Source organism: Caenimonas sedimenti, from assembly GCF_007833165.1.
Classification (GTDB): Bacteria; Pseudomonadota; Gammaproteobacteria; order Burkholderiales; family Burkholderiaceae_C; genus Ramlibacter; species Ramlibacter sedimenti.
The window spans coordinates 250835-265691 of sequence record NZ_VOBQ01000003.1; the positions used below are offsets into that span (position 1 = coordinate 250835).

Here is a 14857-nt window from a genome sequence, read left to right on the forward strand (position 1 = left end):
GGCGCGCAACAAGCGCGCGTTATCCTTGCCGGCTATGTATGCCGCCTACTACGGGCTGAAACAGGACCCGTTTTCCATCGCGCCCGACCCGCGCCTGCTGTTCATGAGCGAACAGCACCGCGAAGCGCTGGCGCACCTGCTGTACGGCGTGCAGGGCGGCGGCGGCTTCGTGCTGCTCACAGGCGAGATCGGCACCGGCAAGACGACGGTCTGCCGTTCCTTCCTGGAGCAGGTGCCCCAGCACTGCAATCTCGCGTACATCTTCAATCCGAAGCTCACCGTGATCGAGCTGCTGGAGACGGTGTGCCATGAGTTCGGCATCGAGGTGCGCTCGCGCGACCTGCTGCCGCCCACCGTCAAGGACTACCTCGATCCGCTCAACGCCTTCCTGCTGGCGACGCACGCCGCCGGCCGCAACAACGTGCTGGTCATCGACGAGGCGCAGAACCTCTCGGCCGACGTGCTGGAGCAGCTCCGCCTGCTGACCAACCTGGAGACCAGCGAGCGCAAGCTGCTGCAGATCATCCTGATCGGCCAGCCTGAACTGCGCGAGATGCTGGCGCGGCCCGAACTCGAGCAGCTCGCCCAGCGCGTGATCGCGCGCTATCACCTGGCGGCGCTTGGCGAGGCTGAAACGGCACAGTACATCCGGCACCGGCTGGAAGTCTGCGGGCTGGAGCGCCCGCTGCCGTTCGACCGCGGGGCGCTGCGTCGCATCCACGCGCTGGCGGGTGGGGTGCCGCGCCGCATCAACTTGCTGTGCGACCGGGCGCTGCTCGGCGCCTACGCGGGCGGACAGGCCACGGTGACCAGACGGATCGCGGATCGCGCCGCGGCCGAAGTCTTTCCTGCGCAGACGCGGGCTGCGGGGCCCTGGCGCCGCACCATGCTGGCCGCCGGGCTGGGGCTGGCCGCGGGCGCGGGCCTGCTCGCCGCGGCGACAAAGGTCACGGAGGAGCCGGTGCGGCCGGCGCCGGTGGCCGTCTCGAAACCTGCACCGCCGCCGCCGGTGGCCGTGACGGCATCCGCGCCAGCAATCGTGGCGGCACCCGTGACGGTGCCGACTCCCCCACCGCCCGCGCCCCCTCCCGTCCTCCTGCGCGACGAGAAGCAGGCCTGGCGCGAGCTGGCCCAGTCCTGGAAAGCCGACCCGGCCCAGGGCGAGCCCTGCGCCGCGCTCGCGCGCGAGCAGCTGCATTGCTTCACCCGCAAGCTGAACCTGGCGCTGATCCGCCAATTGGGCCGGCCGGGCATCGTGACGCTGGACGCCGCGACCGGCAAGCCCTCGTACGCGATCCTCTCCGGCCTGACGGAGCAAAGCGCGACCCTGCGCGCCGCCGGCTCGGAGCAGACCGTGACGCTGGCGGCGCTGGCGGAACGCTGGGACGGTGAATTTGCGACGCTGGTCCGCGTGCCTGCCGGTTACCGCGACAGCTTCACCGAAGGCCAGGCCGGGCCCACCGTCGAATGGCTGGCGCAGCGGCTGGCGGGCGCGAAAGGAACTTCACCGCGGCCGGGGCCGCAACGGCTGGATGTGCGGTTGCGCGCCGACGTGCGCGCCTTCCAGGTCGCGCAAGGCCTGCCGGCCGACGGCCACCCCGGGCCCCTGACCTTCATGCAACTCAATCGCGCGAGCGGCGTGGACGAGCCGCGGCTGCGCACGGAACCCTGAGAGCCGCTTTCCATGTCCTACATCCTCGACGCGCTGCGCAAGGCAGATGCCGAACGCGAGCGGGACCCCGCCCGTGGCATCCATGCGCAGCCTGCCGCCTTGCAGCACGGCGCCGACGCTGGGCGGCGCTCGCGCTGGCCTTGGATCGCCGGCATGACGGCGGGTCTGGCCGTCGCTGCTGCATTGGCCTTCTGGCGTCCAGCGCCGCCGGCGGCTTCACCGCCGGTTGCCGGGCCGATCACGCCGATCACGCCGAGCGCGCCTGCGCCTGCGCCCGCGCCGATTCCCGTCCCGGCCGTGCCTGCCGCCGCGGTGCAGCCCGCACCGCCCCCGATGCCCGCGGCCGCACCGCCGGCGGCTCCCGTTGCCGCGGCCGGCCCCGCCGTGGCGCCACGGCGGGTGCCCGTGCTCCCTGCGTCGGCGCCCGCCGCCGCGCCGCCCGGCGCGATGCCTTTGCCCCCGGCCGCGGCCCCCGCACCCGCGGAACGCGTCGTCGCGTTCGCCGACCTGCCGCCCGATGTGCAGCGTGACTTGCCCAAGCTCGTGATCAACGGCGGCGTCCATTCGGAGAACGCCGCGCAACGCATGCTGGTGGTGGGCGGGCAAGTGATGCACGAGGGCGCGGAGCTCGCGCCAGGCCTGGTGCTCGAGCAGATCCGGCCCAAGGCCGCGGTCCTGCGGTTCCGGGGGATGCGGTACAGCGTGCCCTATTGAGCCATGCTGGCGTGGTGCACCGCACCCGCCAGCATGAACAGCGCCGGCAGCACCGCGAGCAGGCCGCGCTGCCAGAGCCGCAGCGCCGGCACGGCGAACACCAGCCCCAACGTGCCCAGGGCGGTCGGGTCCGGCATCCAGCCGAACACCTCGGCCTGCGCCAGGGGCCGTCCGGTCAGCAGCCCGGCCCATGGATAGAGAACGATGGCTCCCAGGGCGGCGGCGAGGCTGGCCCTGCGCATGCGGAGTGAGATGGGGCGTGGCTCAGAGTGCTGGGGCACGAGCCCCACCGCAACGAGCAACGCGCCCTGCACGAGCGCCGCCCCGGCCAGCAGCGGCGCCGCCAGGTGAATCTGCGCGAGCCGATCCCAATAGAACGCCCAGCCGACCCAGAACCAGGCCGCGGCCAGCAACAGCATCATCCACCGCTGGCCACCGGGCCCTTGCCGTGCGGTGATCCACCACGCGGCCAAGCCCAGGATGCCGGCCACCAGCGGGCCCGGCCAGTACTCGCGGTTGTGCAGTTCCACGAAGCGCCAATAGGTGCCCGGCGCGAACATCAGGAAGTCGGACAGGCCATACGACCACCACTCGCTCATCGGGCGCTTCTCACAGGGCCGCGACGTGGGCCGCCATGCGCTGACGCATGGCGGCGTCGGGCATGCGGCCGCGCGCCACGCCCAGGTTCTCCCGCACGTGGTCGACGCGGCTGGTGGCCGGGATGGCGCAAGTCACCGCCGGATGCGACACCACGAACTTCAACGCGAACTGCGCCCAGGAGGAGCAACCGGCCTCCGCGGCCCAGGGCGGCAACGGGTGGCGCTGCAGCTGCCGCAGCAGCGCGCCTTCGCGGAACGGCCGGTTCGCGAGCACGGCGATGCCACGGTCCCGCGCCAGGGGGAGCAGCCTGGCCTCGGCCTCCCGGTCGAGGATGTTGTAGGTGAGCTGCACGAAGTCGATGCGATGCGTGCGCATGATCTGCTCGATCTCGGCGTGCCGCCGGCCTTCGGAGGTGGTGATCCCCACTGTCCGCACCAGGCCGCGCGCCTTCATCTCCAGCACCAGCGGCAGCTGCTTTTCCCAGGCGAGCAGGTTGTGCACCTGCAGCAGGTCGAAGCGTTCGACCTGCCATTGCCGGCGCGACGCTTCCACCTGCGCGGCGCCGTCGCCGGAGGTCCACACCTTGTCGGCCGCGAACACGCCACGCTGGGCTCCCAGCTTGCGCAGGCCCTCGCCGACGACCCCCTGCGAGGAGCCGTACATGGGCGAGGAATCGATCACGCGGCCGCCGCCCTCGAAGAAGGCGCGCATCACCTCCGCGCAGCGCGCCCTGGCCGGCGGATCCTGGCCGACGTTGAAGGTGATCCAGGTGCCGAGCCCGACCAGCGGCACCTGCTCGCCGGTCGAGGGAATGGGGCGCGTTGCCATGGCCGGCTGCGCGCCGGCCGGCGTGACCGCCCCGGCCATGCCGGCCAGGGCAGCCTGGAGGAACTGACGCCGCGGTAGGGCAGGTCGCACTGGCGGGACTCCTGAAGTCGGATTAGCATGCTATCGGAAGGAGATGGCCATGCTGTCGTTGGGATTGCTGTGCCGGCAGGTCGCCTGGCTGCTGCTGGCGGTCGCGCCCGCTGCGTGGGCCGACGACGAGGCCGTCTGGTCCCTGTTGAAGGGCGGCGGGCAGGTCGTCCTGATCCGCCATGGGCTGACGACGCCCGGCGTGGGAGACCCCGCCGGCATGAAGCTCGACGACTGCACCACCCAGCGCAACCTGAACGACGAAGGCCGGCGTGAGGCCCGCATGCTCGCCAAGGCGTTGCGGGAGCAGAAAGTGCCGGTGGGCACGCTGCTCTCCAGCCCCTGGTGCCGCTGCCTGGAAACCGCCCGGCTGGTCTTCGGCAAGGAGCCGCAGGTCCATGCGGCGCTCGGCAACCTGTTCGGCCGGCCGGAGCGCGCGGTCGCGCAGGTGGAGGCCCTGAAGAAGCTGGTGGCCGAACGCGCCGGCCGCGGCAATGTCTTCATGGTGACGCATGGGTCGACCACGCTGGCCCTGACGGACGTCTCGCCGGCCACCGCGGAGATGGTGGTGCTGACGCCGCACCAGGGGGGATTTCGCTTCGCGGGCCGGCTGCTGGTGCGCTGAGAGGGCCGCGCTAGTCGAAGGGCTTCTGCGGCGGCTGGAACACCGACCAGCGCCCGTCCTTGAACAGGTACAGCGCGGACGACAGCCGGTTGCGGTCGCCCGCCGCGTAGAGCGCGGCGGCGGCGAAGCGCAAGCTGATGACGGCCGTCTCGTTGTCGGCGGGGGCAAAGACCAGGCCGCCGCGCCGGGGCACCGCGACGACGACGCCCGCCGGATGTTCGCGCAGCTGCGTGTTCCAGAAGTCGCGATCCAGCAGGTAGCTGCTGTTCAAGTCGGGCGCGTCGCCGCCGACCTGCATGAGGCCGCCGCTCCACGGCAGCGCCACCGGTGGGCCATAGCGCGCCCGCAGGTTGCCGATGGCGCGCGTGAGGGCTTGTTCGGGCGCCAGCGACAGCCGTTCCAGGTCCTGGGGCAAGGCGCTCTGGACCTGGCGGCCGCCGTCGAAAACGATGCGCAGGTGCAGGTCGCCCAGGTACTGGTACCAGCTGGGCTCGAATTCGATGTCGCGCCCATTGGGCAGCCGGGTGGCGATCTTGCCGAACGGCTCCAGGCCTTCGGCCTGCTTGTTGGCGCCGGGCGACTCGCGCAACACCACCAGCAGGTTGGATGCGCTGTGTTCGATCTGCTGATCGTCGTTGGGGCCCGCGGTCGCGGCGCAGGCGACATTCGCGGCGGCCAGCGTGAGCGCCGCCAGCATGCATGCGAGTCTTGGGGCCATGGTTCCTCCGTCCACCACCCATGGTGCAGCGCCTCCGCGCGAGCCGCAAGCCCCGATGCGCGCGAAGCGTCGAAAGCGCCCATGCATCGTCTTCATCACGCAACGGAATTGGTTACCTCTCTTGCCTCATCCGATGAACATGTAAGAGGTGCGCTGCGTAGCATCGGCAGCTCTCCATCCACACCCACTCAGAGGACTGTTCCCATGGCATTGCAATCCCCGTTCTTCAACAGCAACAAGCGCGAGAGCGAGCCCCTGGGGCGGCCGGGCACCAGCCCGAACGCCGCCGCCGTGTCCGGTGCGGCACCCGTGGCCGCGCCCGCGCCGGCTGCTGCCGCCGCCGCCCCGGCGAAGGAGGGCGAGAGCAAGCTGACGGTGGGTCCGAACATCAAGCTGAAGGGCGTCGAGATCACCGACTGCGACACCCTCGTGGTCGAAGGCTCGGTCGAAGCGACGATGGATTCGCGCGTGATCCAGATTTCCGAACGCGGTGCCTTCAAGGGCTCCGCCGAGATCGACATCGCGGAGATCCGCGGCCTGTTCGACGGCAATCTCACGGTGCGGCAGAAGCTGGTGATCTATTCCACCGGCAAGGTGACCGGGCGCATCCGCTATGGCAAGGTGGTGATCGAGGAAGGCGGGCAGCTGTCGGGCGAGATCGAGTTCGGCGCGAGTGCCGCGCGCGTGGTGCCGCCGGCGGGGCGCCCGGGGCTGCAGGTGCACAGCTCGGTGGGCTGACGGGCCCGCCCTCAGACGCTGGACCTGTGCCTCGCGATGCAGGTGTCCAGCGTCTCTTCCGCATCGCGCTGCCACCAGTTGCCGGTGGAGAAGATCTCCACCTCGCTGTAGCCCGCGAAGCCCTGCGCTTCGACCCAGCCGCGGATCCTGGGAATGTCGATGACGCCGTCACCCATCATGCCGCGGTCGTTCAGCAGGTCGGTGGTGGGCGTGAGCCAGTCGCAGACGTGGAACGCGAGCAGGCGTTCGCGCCCCGCGCGTTCGATCTGCTGCTGCAGCTTCGGGTCCCACCACACGTGGTAGACGTCGACGGCGACCCCCAGCGCTCCTGACTTGCCTGGATCGAGGGCGTCGCACACGTCGAGCGCCTGCTCCATGGTGTTGATGCAGGCGCGATCCGCCGCGTACATCGGGTGCAACGGCTCGATGGCGAGCGGCATCTTCGCCTGGCGGGCGTACTCCAGCAGTTCGGCGATGCCGTCCTGCACCTGGTTGCGCGCAAGCGCGATGTCCTTGTGCGTCGCCTTGCCTTGCAACGCGCCGGGCAGCGCGCCCACCACCAGCACCAGGCAGGTGGCGTTCAACTCTTTCGCCTCATCCACCGCGCGCCGGTTGTCGTCACGCGCGGCCCGCACGCCGGCGGCATCGACAGCCGGGAACATGCCGCCGCGGCAATAGCCGGAGAGCTCCAGGCCGTGCTGCCGCACCAGTTTCGACACATTCGCGAGGCCGGCTGCCGCGACCTGGTCGCGCCACGGCGAGACGGCGCGGATGCCCTTGCGCGCGCAGGCCTCGAGGATGTCCGTGAGCGGCAGGTCGGCCCCGCGGCTCTTGCGGATCGTCGCGGTGTTGAGGGACAGCCAGCGGTGGTCGGCCGAGAAATCCCTCATCCTTCGATCCCGTGCAGCGCGAGCAGGGTGTTCATCCGGCGCACCGCCAGCTCCGGCTGCTCCAGCAGGTTGGCCGCATCGGCCAGCCGGAACAGCTCGGCGAAGTGCTGGAGGCTGCGCGTGCTCTGCTGCCCGCCCACCATCGTGAAGTGCTTCTGGTGGCCGTTCAGCCAGGCCATGAAGACCACGCCGGTCTTGTAGAAGCGCGTGGGCGCCGCGAAGATGTGGCGCGAGAGCGGCACGGTCGGACCCAGGATGGCGTGGAACTTCTCGATGTTGCCTTGCGCCAGTTCGCCGAGCGCGGCGCTCGCCGCCGGCGCGATGGCGTCGAAGATGCCGAGCAGCGCGTCGCTCTTGCCATGCGTGGGTTCGCTGCCGAAAGCGTCACCCGCGATCAGTTCGGCGTAGTTGAAGTCGTCGCCCGTATACATGCGCACGCCGGCTGGCAGGCGCCGGCGCATGGCGATTTCCTTGTCCTTGTCCAGCAGCGAGATCTTGATGCCATCCACCTTGGACGCGTGCGCGGCGATGATGCCCACGGCCGTGTCCATCGCGGCGTCCACGTCCTTCGTACCCCAATAGCCCGCCAGCGCCGGATCGAACATGTCGCCGAGCCAGTGCAGCACCACGGGCTGCTTCGCCTGCGACAGGATGCGGCCGTAGACCTTCTCGTAGTCGGCGGGCGAAGTGGCCACGCGAGCCAGCGCGCGGCTGGCCATCACGATCAGCTTGCCGCCCAGTTTCTCGATGGCGGCCATCTGCTCTTCGTAGGCGCGGATGACGTCGTCCACTGTCTTCGCGTTCTCCGGCGCGAGGTGATCGGTGCCGCAGCCGGAAGCCACGAGGGCTCCGGGGACGTCCCGCGCCGCATCGAGCGAGCGGCGGATCAGCTCCAGTGAAGTCGGCCAGTCCAGGCCCATGCCTCGCTGCGCGGTGTCCATGGCTTCGGCAACGCCCAGGCCCAGCGACCAGAGCCGCTGGCGGTAGGCGATGGTGGCGTCCCAGTCGACCGCGGCCTGCAGCCATGGGTCGATGGCTGCCAACGGATCGGCCACGACGTGCGCCGCCGAATAGGCGATGCGGTTGAACTTCACGCCGGCCGCGGGCTTCACCGGTGCGCTGCCGCGCACGGTGTAGGTTTCCAGTGCGCCGGCGGGCGTCGGCAGCTTGACGGTCAGTGCCATGGCGCTCTCAGAAGTTCAATGCGGGCACGTCCACCCAGCGGCGTTCCTTGGAACTTTGCAGGGCCGCCTCGACCAGCTGCACGCCCTTGGCGCCTTCCGGCAGGGTCCATTTGTAGGGTGCGTCTTCCACCACATGGCGGATGAAGTGCTCCCACTGGATCTTGAAGCCGTTGTCGTAGGTCTGGGTGTCGGGCACTTCCTGCCAGCCGTCGAAGAAGTCGATGGTCTGCTTGACGTCCGGATTCCAGACCGGCCGCGGGGTCGTCACGCGGCTTTGGGCGCGGCAGTCCGTCAAGCCTGCCACGGCCGAACCGTGCGTGCCGTCGACGTGGAAGGTGACGAGGTCGTCGCGCCGTACGCGCGTGGCCCACGACATGTTCAGTTGCGCGATGACGGGTTCGCCGTTGTGGCCGATCAATTCGGCGGTCGCATAGGCGGCGTCGTCGGCGGTGGCGTCATACGGTTGGCCGGCTTCGTCCCACCGGCGCGGGATGTGGGTCGCCGCGGTGCAGGAGATGGACTTGACTTCGCCGAACAGGTTGTCGAGCACGTAGCGCCAGTGGCACATCATGTCCAGGATCATCCCGCCGCCGTCCTCGGCCCGGTAGTTCCAGCTGGGACGCTGGATCGGCTGCAGGTCACCCTCGAAGACCCAGTAGCCGAACTCCAGCCGCAGCGACAGCATGCGGCCGAAGAAGCCGGAGCGGCGCAGCATGTCGAGCTTGCGCAGGCCGGGCAGGAACAGCTTGTCCTGCACGGCGCCGTGCTTCAGGCCGGACGCTTCCGCGGTCTTGGCGATTTCGACGGCTTCGCCCAGGGTCGTGGCGATCGGCTTTTCGCAGTACACGTGCTTGCCGGCGCGCAGCGCCTTGGCCAGCAGCGTCGGACGCATCTGCGTCGTGCCGGCGTCGAAGAAAACCGTGTCGTCCTTGTTCTGCAGCGCCTTGTCGAGGTCCGTGCCCCAGCGCTCGATCTTGTGCGCGCGGGCCAGGGCCTCGATCTTCTCGGCGTTGCGGCCGATGAGGATGGGGTCCGGCATGACCTTGTCGCCGTTCGAGAGCGTGACACCGCCCTGGTTGCGGATGGCGACGATGGAGCGGATCAGGTGCTGGTTCATGCCCATGCGTCCGGTGACGCCGTGCATGATGATTCCGAGTCGTTGGGTAGCCATGGTCGTCGTCCCTTACTGCGTGACCTGCAGGCCAGCAGCCTTCACCAGCGCGGCGTTGCTCTTGATTTCCTCGCGGATGTACGCGTCGAAGGCGGCCGGCTCGAGCGTCCAGGCGTCGGCGCCCAGCGTGGCGAAACGTTCCTTCACCTCGGGCGTGGCCAGGGCCTTCACCACTTCGTCCTGCAGCCGCTGGACGATGGCGGGTGGGGTCTTCGCCGGCGCCATCATGCCGATCCAGAAGTTGAATTCGGAACCGGGCACGCCGGCTTCGGCCGTCGTGGGAACATCCGGCAGGGCGGCGGCGCGCTTGGGCGAACCCACGGCGAGAGCCACCAGTTGCCCGTTCCTGATCTGACCGATCACCGGGGCGATCGGCGAGAAGTAATAGTCGACGCGGCCGGCCATCACCTCGGTCACGGCTTCGGCCGAGCCCTTGAAGGGGATGTTCGTCGCTTCGATCCTGGCGGCCAGCTTGAACTTCTCGGCGTTCAGGTGTGTGGCACTGCCCTGGCCGGCCGAGGCGAAGTTCATGCTGCCCGGCTTGGCGCGCGCCGCGGCCAGCAGCTGCTGCAGCGTCTTGATGTTCTTGCTGGGCGACATCACCAGCACGTTCGGCGTGGAGGAGATCGGCGTGATGCCCACGAAGTCCTTCTCGGTGTCGAAGGGCAGCTTCGCGAAGGTATGCGGGCTGACCGTGTGCGACGACGAGTGCACCATGATCGTGTAGCCGTCCGGCGCGGCTTGCGCCACCTGGGCCTGGCCGATGGTGCCGCTGGCGCCGCCCTTGTTTTCGATGACCAGTTGCTGGCCCATGCTCTGGCCCATCTTGTCGGCGATCGCACGGGCAATGATGTCGGTGGTGCTTCCCGCGGCGAACGGGACGATCACGCGAATGGGTTTGTTCGGGTAGCCGGCCTGGGCGAAGGCGGCGAGGGGTGCGAAGAAGGCGAGGGCGGCGGCGGCCACGGTGCGACGGTTCAGCTTCATCGATGTCTCCTGGATGAGGTGTGGACTGGCTAATTCACTAACTGGTGAATTATAGGGCGAGCGCGAGCCGGCGCAAGCCCCCCGGCGCCAGCGGGTTTCTCAGCTGCGCAGCAAGTAGCCCAGGATCACGTCGCTCATGTGGGAGAGGCGCTCGCTGCGGGCCTTCGGCGCCAGGAGGTCGCGGCCGAAGATGGCCGACAGCGTGGGGTTGTTGGACAGGTAGAAGTACGACAGGCCGGCGATCGATACGTACAGCTGTACCGGATCGACCCCGCCGCGGAACTTGCCTTCCCGGCGTCCGCGCTCCAGCACGGCGGCCAGTGTTTCCACCAGCGGGGAATTGAGTTCGCGGGCGCGCTCCGATCCGGCGAGGTGGCGGGCCTTGTGCAGGTTGGCGCTGTTGAGCAGCGTCATGAATTCGGGATGCGCGAGGTAGTAATCCCACGTGAACTCGATCAGGCGCCGCACGGCGGCCGCCGGCTCGAGCTCCAGCAGGTGCAGCTTGATCTCCTCCTCGCGGATGTCACGGTAGGCCTGCTCCAGCACCGCCTGGAACAGCTTCTCCTTGTCCTCGAAGTAGTAGTAGATGAGCCGCTTGTTCAGGCCTGCGCGTTCCGCGATGCGGTCCATGCGTGCGCCACCCAGGCCGCACTCGGCGAATTCATCGCGGGCGGCGGCTAAGATGGTGCTCTGCGAGCGGTCTGCGTCGCGCATCCGCTCTTCGGGCACGGCGATGGGGTCTCTGGCCATGCGCCGATAATTCACTTTCCAGTTAATTAAGTCAAGCATGCAAGCCACATCGCAGATCGCCGGCCATCTCATCGTCGAATGCCTGGTGGCGCAAGGCGTGACGCACGCCTTCGGCGTGCCGGGCGAGAGCTACCTCGCCGTCCTCGACGGCTTCCACGCCTACCGCGAGCAGATCCGCTTCATCATCAATCGCCAGGAGGGCGGCGCGGCCTACATGGCGGAGGCCGCCGGCAAGATGACCGGGCGGCCGGGCGTGTGCTTCGTGACGCGCGGCCCCGGCGCCACCAACGCCTCGATCGGCGTGCACACCGCGTTCCAGGATTCGACGCCGATGGTGCTGTTCGTCGGTGACGTCGCCAGCGACCAGCGCGACCGCGAAGCCTTCCAGGAAGTCGACTACATGAGCTTCTTCGGCCCCAGCACCAAGGGCATGGCGAAGCGGGTGGAGCGCATCGATGAGCCGGACCGCATCCCTGAATACGTGGCGCGCGCCTTTGCCACCGCCATGAACGGCCGGCCCGGCCCGGTGGTGCTGGTGCTGCCCGAGGACATGCTGGTGAAGGAAACCGCCGCGCGACCGGTTGCCAAGGTCGAGGCGGTGGAAGCCTGGAGCGACCCGGGCTCGTTGCGCAAATTGCGCGAGATGCTGCTGGCCGCGCAGAAGCCCTTCGTCATTGCCGGTGGCGGCGGCTGGACCCCGCAGGCCGCGCAAGCGTTGCAGCGCTTCGCCGAGAACTGGAAGCTGCCCGTGGGCAATGCCTTCCGCTTCCAGGACACCTTCGACAACCATCATCCGCAGTACGCGGGCGACGTGGGCATCGGCATCAATCCGAAGCTGGCGGCGCGGGTGAAGGAAAGCGACCTCATCCTGGCCATCGGTCCGCGCCTGGGCGAGATGACGACCGGCGGCTATACGCTGCTGACGCCGCCCAAGGCGAAGCAGAAGCTGGTGCACATCCACGCCAGCGCCGAGGAGCTGAATCGCGTCTACCAGGCCGACCTCGCGATCAACGCGACCATGAACGCCGCGGCGCGTTCGCTCGAAGTGCTGACCGCTCCGCCCGAGGTGCCGTGGACCGCCTGGACCGAAGCCGCGCGGGCCGACTACGAGGGCAACCTCGTGCCGCAGGCGCTGCCGGGCGAGATCGACATGCCGGCCATCGTCGGACTGTTGGCGAAGCACCTGCCCGCCGATGCGGTGCTGACCAATGGCGCCGGCAATTTTGCTTCGTGGACGCACCGCTTCTTCCAGCATCACGGCCTGGCCAAGGGGCACAAGACGCAGCTCGCCCCGACGGTCGGGGCCATGGGCTATGGGGTGCCGGCCGGCATCGCGGCCAACATCGTGTCGGGACGCGTCGCGCTCACGATGGCGGGCGACGGCGACTTCCTGATGAACGGGCAGGAGCTGGCGACGGCGGCGCAGTACGGCGCGAAGTCCATCATCGTGCTGCTGAACAACGGCATGTACGGCACCATCCGCATGCACCAGGAGCGCGACTACCCCACGCACGTGCATGGCACCGAACTGGCGAACCCGGATTTCGTTGGCTTGGCCCGGGCCTACGGCTACGCCGGTGTCCGCATCACGCGCACGGCCGAGTTCGAGCCCGAACTGCTTGCGGCACTCGAACGGAAGCAGGGCACGCTGATCGAGGTGATGCTGGATCCCGAGGTGATCACCACGCGTGGCACCTTGAGTGCGATCCGCGCGAACGCCTTGAAGAAATGAGGAGGGCCGCCCGAGCGGCCGCCAAATGAAAAAGGGCCGCATGCGCGGCCCTTGTCGTCAGAAGCGTTGCCGCTTACTTGACGTGCTTGCCGATGAGGCCGGCCATTTCGAACATGGACACCTGGGCCTTGCCGAAGAGTTCCTTCAGCTTGGCATCGCCATTGACCATGCGCTTGTTGACCGCGTCCTGCAGCTTGTTCTTCTTGATGTACGCCCACAGCTTGCTCACGATTTCCGTGCGGGGCAGCGGAGCGGAGCCCACCACGGCCGCGAGTTGCGGGCTGGGGGTCAGGGGCTTCATGAACGCCGCGTTGGGGGTGCGCTTCTTGGCCGGAGCCTTCTTCGCTGCCTTCTTCGCGGGCGCCGCCTTCTTGGCTGCGGCCTTCTTGGCCGGAGCCGCCTTCTTCGCGGGCGCCTTCTTGGCTGCGGCCTTCTTCGCCGGAGCCGCCTTCTTCGCTGCCGCCTTCTTGGCCGGAGCCGCCTTCTTCGCCGGGGCTTTTTTCGCCGCCTTTTTCGCAGTTGCCATTTTGATTTCCTTCTAGAAGTTGATAAGAACCACCAGCGGAACTGCCACTCTCGCTGGCACTGCGGATGCTAAAGGAGAAAAACCCCGTTTCCAAGCGGAAACGAGGCTTTTTCATTGGGAGATGTTGCTTTTTTATCCGGGCCCGTTGGCTGTTTTCCCTCTGAAGATCAGGAAAACGCCGAAGAGGATGACGCCGCAGGCCAGCCATTCGCCATTGGAAACCGCCTCCGAGGCGAAGGCGACGCCCAGGAAAAGCGCGATCACGGGGTTCACGAAGGCGTAGCTGGTCGCCATCGCGGGACTCGCATTGGCCAGCAGGTAGAGGTACGCGCTGAAGGCGATGAGCGAGCCGAACACCACGAGATAGAGCCATGCGGCAAGCGCCTGCGGCTGCGGCGGTGCGGTGAACTGCTCACCCAACGCGAGAGAAATCAGCATCAACACCGCGCCACCACACAACATTTCACTGGCGAAGCCGGCGGGGCCCGCGGCCAGCGGCAGGCGCGTCGTCGAGAGCACCGAGCCCAGCGACCAGGCCAGCGTCGCGCCTGCGATGCACGCCATGCCCACGGGCGCCGCCGAAAAGCTGGCCCCTTGCACCAGCAGCAGGACGCCGGCCACGCCCACCGCCATGCCGGCGAACTCGAGGCGGCTGGGGCGCTGACCGAACAGCAGGCCCCAGCCGCAGACCAGCATGGGGACGATGGCGATGAAGGCGGCGATGAGGCCGGAGCCGATGTGCTGCCCGGCGCTGGCCACCAGGCCCATGCCGCCACCCAGCATCAGGGTCCCGATGACCAGCGCGTTGCGCCACTGTGCGACCGTGGGCAGTGGACGCCTCTTCCAGGCCACCCAGGCCATCAGCAGCACGCCGGCGGCGAGGAAGCGCGTGCCCATCTGGAAGAAGGGCGGGAAACTCACCAGCGCCAGGCGGATGGCGAGGTAGGTGGACCCCCAGATCACATAGCAGGCCAGCAGGGCGGGCAGCAGGAGCGAGGCGCGAGGGGCAGGGCGCGAGGAGAGGACGGCGCTGTTCATGTCCACGATGCTAAATTGCCCGATGGCCGTCTTCCATGCATCATTGAAGGTCCGCGGCTGTCGCGGCCGTTGATTTCAAGGTAGATCCGCATGCCGACCGAAGTTCCAGAGCTCGACGCCTACGACGCCCGCATCCTGGGGGAATTGCAGCGCGACGCGCGCATCACCATGGCGGAGCTCGGCCGGCAGGTGCACCTGAGCCAGCCGGCCGTGACCGAGCGCGTGCGCAAGCTGGAGATGGCCGGCTTCATCAAAGGCTACCGGGCGGTGGTGGACTACCAGCGCCTGGGCTATGGCATCCGGGCCATCGTGCGCGTGGGCCGGGTGGAATACGCCCGGGTCGTCAAGCTGATCGAGCAGACGCCCGAGGTCGTGAACGCCTTCAACGTGACTGGGGAAGACAGCTGGATCCTGGAAATCGCGGTCATCGATGTCGAGCACCTCGACGCGGTCGTCACCAAGTTCTGCATCCTGACGGAGACATCCACTTCCATCGTGCTGAACACGCCGCGCGAGCATGCCGCCGTCCTGCCGGCCCGGCGGGAGAACATCAAACCCGCGATCCGGAAGGTGACAGGTCGCTGAGGGCCGCGAAGC

General features: G+C 68.6%; 16 protein-coding genes. 6 read left to right on the top strand and 10 right to left on the bottom strand.

All coding sequences use genetic code 11. From position 1 onward, the window contains the following. The first annotated feature begins 34 nt into the window (after positions 1-34). On the top strand, positions 35-1672 hold the full coding sequence (locus FN976_RS04460; RefSeq protein ID WP_145891390.1) for an AAA family ATPase: 1638 nt from the start codon (positions 35-37) through the stop codon (positions 1670-1672). Between the two features lie 12 nt (positions 1673-1684). After that, entirely contained in the window at positions 1685-2386 is a 702-nt protein-coding gene (locus FN976_RS04465) for a general secretion pathway protein GspB (protein ID WP_145891393.1), read from the top strand. On the opposite strand, the gene FN976_RS04470 is transcribed toward FN976_RS04465, so the two are convergent. After that, positions 2380-2985, bottom strand: a complete 606-nt coding sequence (locus FN976_RS04470) for a DUF6064 family protein (RefSeq protein ID WP_145891395.1) — start codon at positions 2983-2985, stop codon at positions 2380-2382. The genes FN976_RS04465 and FN976_RS04470 overlap by 7 nt on opposite strands. Before the next feature lie 10 nt (positions 2986-2995). Continuing rightward, positions 2996-3853 (bottom strand): aldo/keto reductase, encoded by an 858-nt coding sequence (locus FN976_RS04475; protein WP_145891479.1) that lies wholly within the window; start codon positions 3851-3853, stop codon positions 2996-2998. Positions 3854-3953: 100 nt separating this feature from the next. Between FN976_RS04475 and FN976_RS04480 the strand changes: the two genes are divergently transcribed. Continuing rightward, the gene (locus FN976_RS04480; protein WP_145891397.1) at positions 3954-4526 is read left to right on the top strand and encodes a histidine phosphatase family protein; all 573 of its coding nucleotides are present in this window, start codon (positions 3954-3956) and stop codon (positions 4524-4526) included. A gap of 10 nt (positions 4527-4536) precedes the next feature. On the opposite strand, the gene FN976_RS04485 is transcribed toward FN976_RS04480, so the two are convergent. After that, positions 4537-5244 carry a DUF1444 domain-containing protein gene (locus FN976_RS04485; protein WP_145891399.1) on the bottom strand — a complete coding sequence of 236 codons (708 nt, stop codon included), beginning with the start codon at positions 5242-5244 and terminating at the stop codon, positions 4537-4539. A gap of 204 nt (positions 5245-5448) precedes the next feature. Here FN976_RS04485 and FN976_RS04490 point away from each other — a divergent pair, with 204 nt between their 5' ends. After that, positions 5449-5982, top strand: coding sequence for a bactofilin family protein (locus FN976_RS04490; protein ID WP_145891401.1), 534 nt, complete (start codon positions 5449-5451; stop codon positions 5980-5982). 11 nt (positions 5983-5993) lie between these two features. Here FN976_RS04490 and FN976_RS04495 read toward each other — a convergent pair whose 3' ends face one another. From FN976_RS04495 to FN976_RS04515, 5 genes are all read right to left on the bottom strand, one after another. Continuing rightward, positions 5994-6872, bottom strand: a complete 879-nt coding sequence (locus FN976_RS04495; protein WP_145891403.1) for a sugar phosphate isomerase/epimerase family protein — start codon at positions 6870-6872, stop codon at positions 5994-5996. Continuing rightward, a complete protein-coding gene (locus tag FN976_RS04500; protein ID WP_145891405.1) occupies positions 6869-8056 on the bottom strand; it encodes a dihydrodipicolinate synthase family protein in 1188 nt (395 codons plus the stop codon). The genes FN976_RS04495 and FN976_RS04500 overlap by 4 nt, the downstream gene beginning before the upstream one ends. 7 nt (positions 8057-8063) lie before the next feature. Further along, positions 8064-9227 carry a Gfo/Idh/MocA family protein gene (locus FN976_RS04505; RefSeq protein ID WP_145891407.1) on the bottom strand — a complete coding sequence of 388 codons (1164 nt, stop codon included), beginning with the start codon at positions 9225-9227 and terminating at the stop codon, positions 8064-8066. A gap of 12 nt (positions 9228-9239) precedes the next feature. Continuing rightward, positions 9240-10214, bottom strand: a complete 975-nt coding sequence (locus FN976_RS04510) for a tripartite tricarboxylate transporter substrate binding protein (RefSeq protein ID WP_145891409.1) — start codon at positions 10212-10214, stop codon at positions 9240-9242. 99 nt (positions 10215-10313) lie between these two features. Beyond that, positions 10314-10964 (bottom strand): TetR/AcrR family transcriptional regulator, encoded by a 651-nt coding sequence (locus tag FN976_RS04515; RefSeq protein WP_145891411.1) that lies wholly within the window; start codon positions 10962-10964, stop codon positions 10314-10316. A gap of 37 nt (positions 10965-11001) precedes the next feature. Here FN976_RS04515 and FN976_RS04520 point away from each other — a divergent pair, with 37 nt between their 5' ends. Next, positions 11002-12696, top strand: coding sequence for a thiamine pyrophosphate-binding protein (locus FN976_RS04520; protein WP_145891413.1), 1695 nt, complete (start codon positions 11002-11004; stop codon positions 12694-12696). Positions 12697-12769: 73 nt separating this feature from the next. Here FN976_RS04520 and FN976_RS04525 read toward each other — a convergent pair whose 3' ends face one another. Further along, positions 12770-13222 (bottom strand): SWIB/MDM2 domain-containing protein, encoded by a 453-nt coding sequence (locus FN976_RS04525; protein WP_145891415.1) that lies wholly within the window; start codon positions 13220-13222, stop codon positions 12770-12772. Positions 13223-13354: 132 nt separating this feature from the next. Further along, complete coding sequence (gene yedA / locus FN976_RS04530; protein WP_145891417.1) at positions 13355-14260, bottom strand: drug/metabolite exporter YedA; 906 nt, start codon at positions 14258-14260, stop codon at positions 13355-13357. 90 nt (positions 14261-14350) lie between these two features. Between yedA and FN976_RS04535 the strand changes: the two genes are divergently transcribed. Then, entirely contained in the window at positions 14351-14845 is a 495-nt protein-coding gene (locus tag FN976_RS04535) for an Lrp/AsnC family transcriptional regulator (RefSeq protein WP_145891419.1), read from the top strand. Positions 14846-14857: the final 12 nt, after the last annotated feature.

What these genes read in the sequence shown, in the direction of transcription:
- FN976_RS04460 (WP_145891390.1), top strand. Translation starts at nt 35, where the DNA reads ATGTATGCCGCCTACTACGGGCTGAAACAGGACCCGTTTTCCATCGCG.
- FN976_RS04465 (WP_145891393.1), top strand. Translation starts at nt 1,685, where the DNA reads ATGTCCTACATCCTCGACGCGCTGCGCAAGGCAGATGCCGAACGCGAG.
- FN976_RS04470 (WP_145891395.1), bottom strand. Translation starts at nt 2,985, where the DNA reads ATGAGCGAGTGGTGGTCGTATGGCCTGTCCGACTTCCTGATGTTCGCG.
- FN976_RS04475 (WP_145891479.1), bottom strand. Translation starts at nt 3,853, where the DNA reads ATGGCCGGGGCGGTCACGCCGGCCGGCGCGCAGCCGGCCATGGCAACG.
- FN976_RS04480 (WP_145891397.1), top strand. Translation starts at nt 3,954, where the DNA reads ATGCTGTCGTTGGGATTGCTGTGCCGGCAGGTCGCCTGGCTGCTGCTG.
- FN976_RS04485 (WP_145891399.1), bottom strand. Translation starts at nt 5,244, where the DNA reads ATGGCCCCAAGACTCGCATGCATGCTGGCGGCGCTCACGCTGGCCGCC.
- FN976_RS04490 (WP_145891401.1), top strand. Translation starts at nt 5,449, where the DNA reads ATGGCATTGCAATCCCCGTTCTTCAACAGCAACAAGCGCGAGAGCGAG.
- FN976_RS04495 (WP_145891403.1), bottom strand. Translation starts at nt 6,872, where the DNA reads ATGAGGGATTTCTCGGCCGACCACCGCTGGCTGTCCCTCAACACCGCG.
- FN976_RS04500 (WP_145891405.1), bottom strand. Translation starts at nt 8,056, where the DNA reads ATGGCACTGACCGTCAAGCTGCCGACGCCCGCCGGCGCACTGGAAACC.
- FN976_RS04505 (WP_145891407.1), bottom strand. Translation starts at nt 9,227, where the DNA reads ATGGCTACCCAACGACTCGGAATCATCATGCACGGCGTCACCGGACGC.
- FN976_RS04510 (WP_145891409.1), bottom strand. Translation starts at nt 10,214, where the DNA reads ATGAAGCTGAACCGTCGCACCGTGGCCGCCGCCGCCCTCGCCTTCTTC.
- FN976_RS04515 (WP_145891411.1), bottom strand. Translation starts at nt 10,964, where the DNA reads ATGGCCAGAGACCCCATCGCCGTGCCCGAAGAGCGGATGCGCGACGCA.
- FN976_RS04520 (WP_145891413.1), top strand. Translation starts at nt 11,002, where the DNA reads ATGCAAGCCACATCGCAGATCGCCGGCCATCTCATCGTCGAATGCCTG.
- FN976_RS04525 (WP_145891415.1), bottom strand. Translation starts at nt 13,222, where the DNA reads ATGGCAACTGCGAAAAAGGCGGCGAAAAAAGCCCCGGCGAAGAAGGCG.
- yedA (WP_145891417.1), bottom strand. Translation starts at nt 14,260, where the DNA reads ATGAACAGCGCCGTCCTCTCCTCGCGCCCTGCCCCTCGCGCCTCGCTC.
- FN976_RS04535 (WP_145891419.1), top strand. Translation starts at nt 14,351, where the DNA reads ATGCCGACCGAAGTTCCAGAGCTCGACGCCTACGACGCCCGCATCCTG.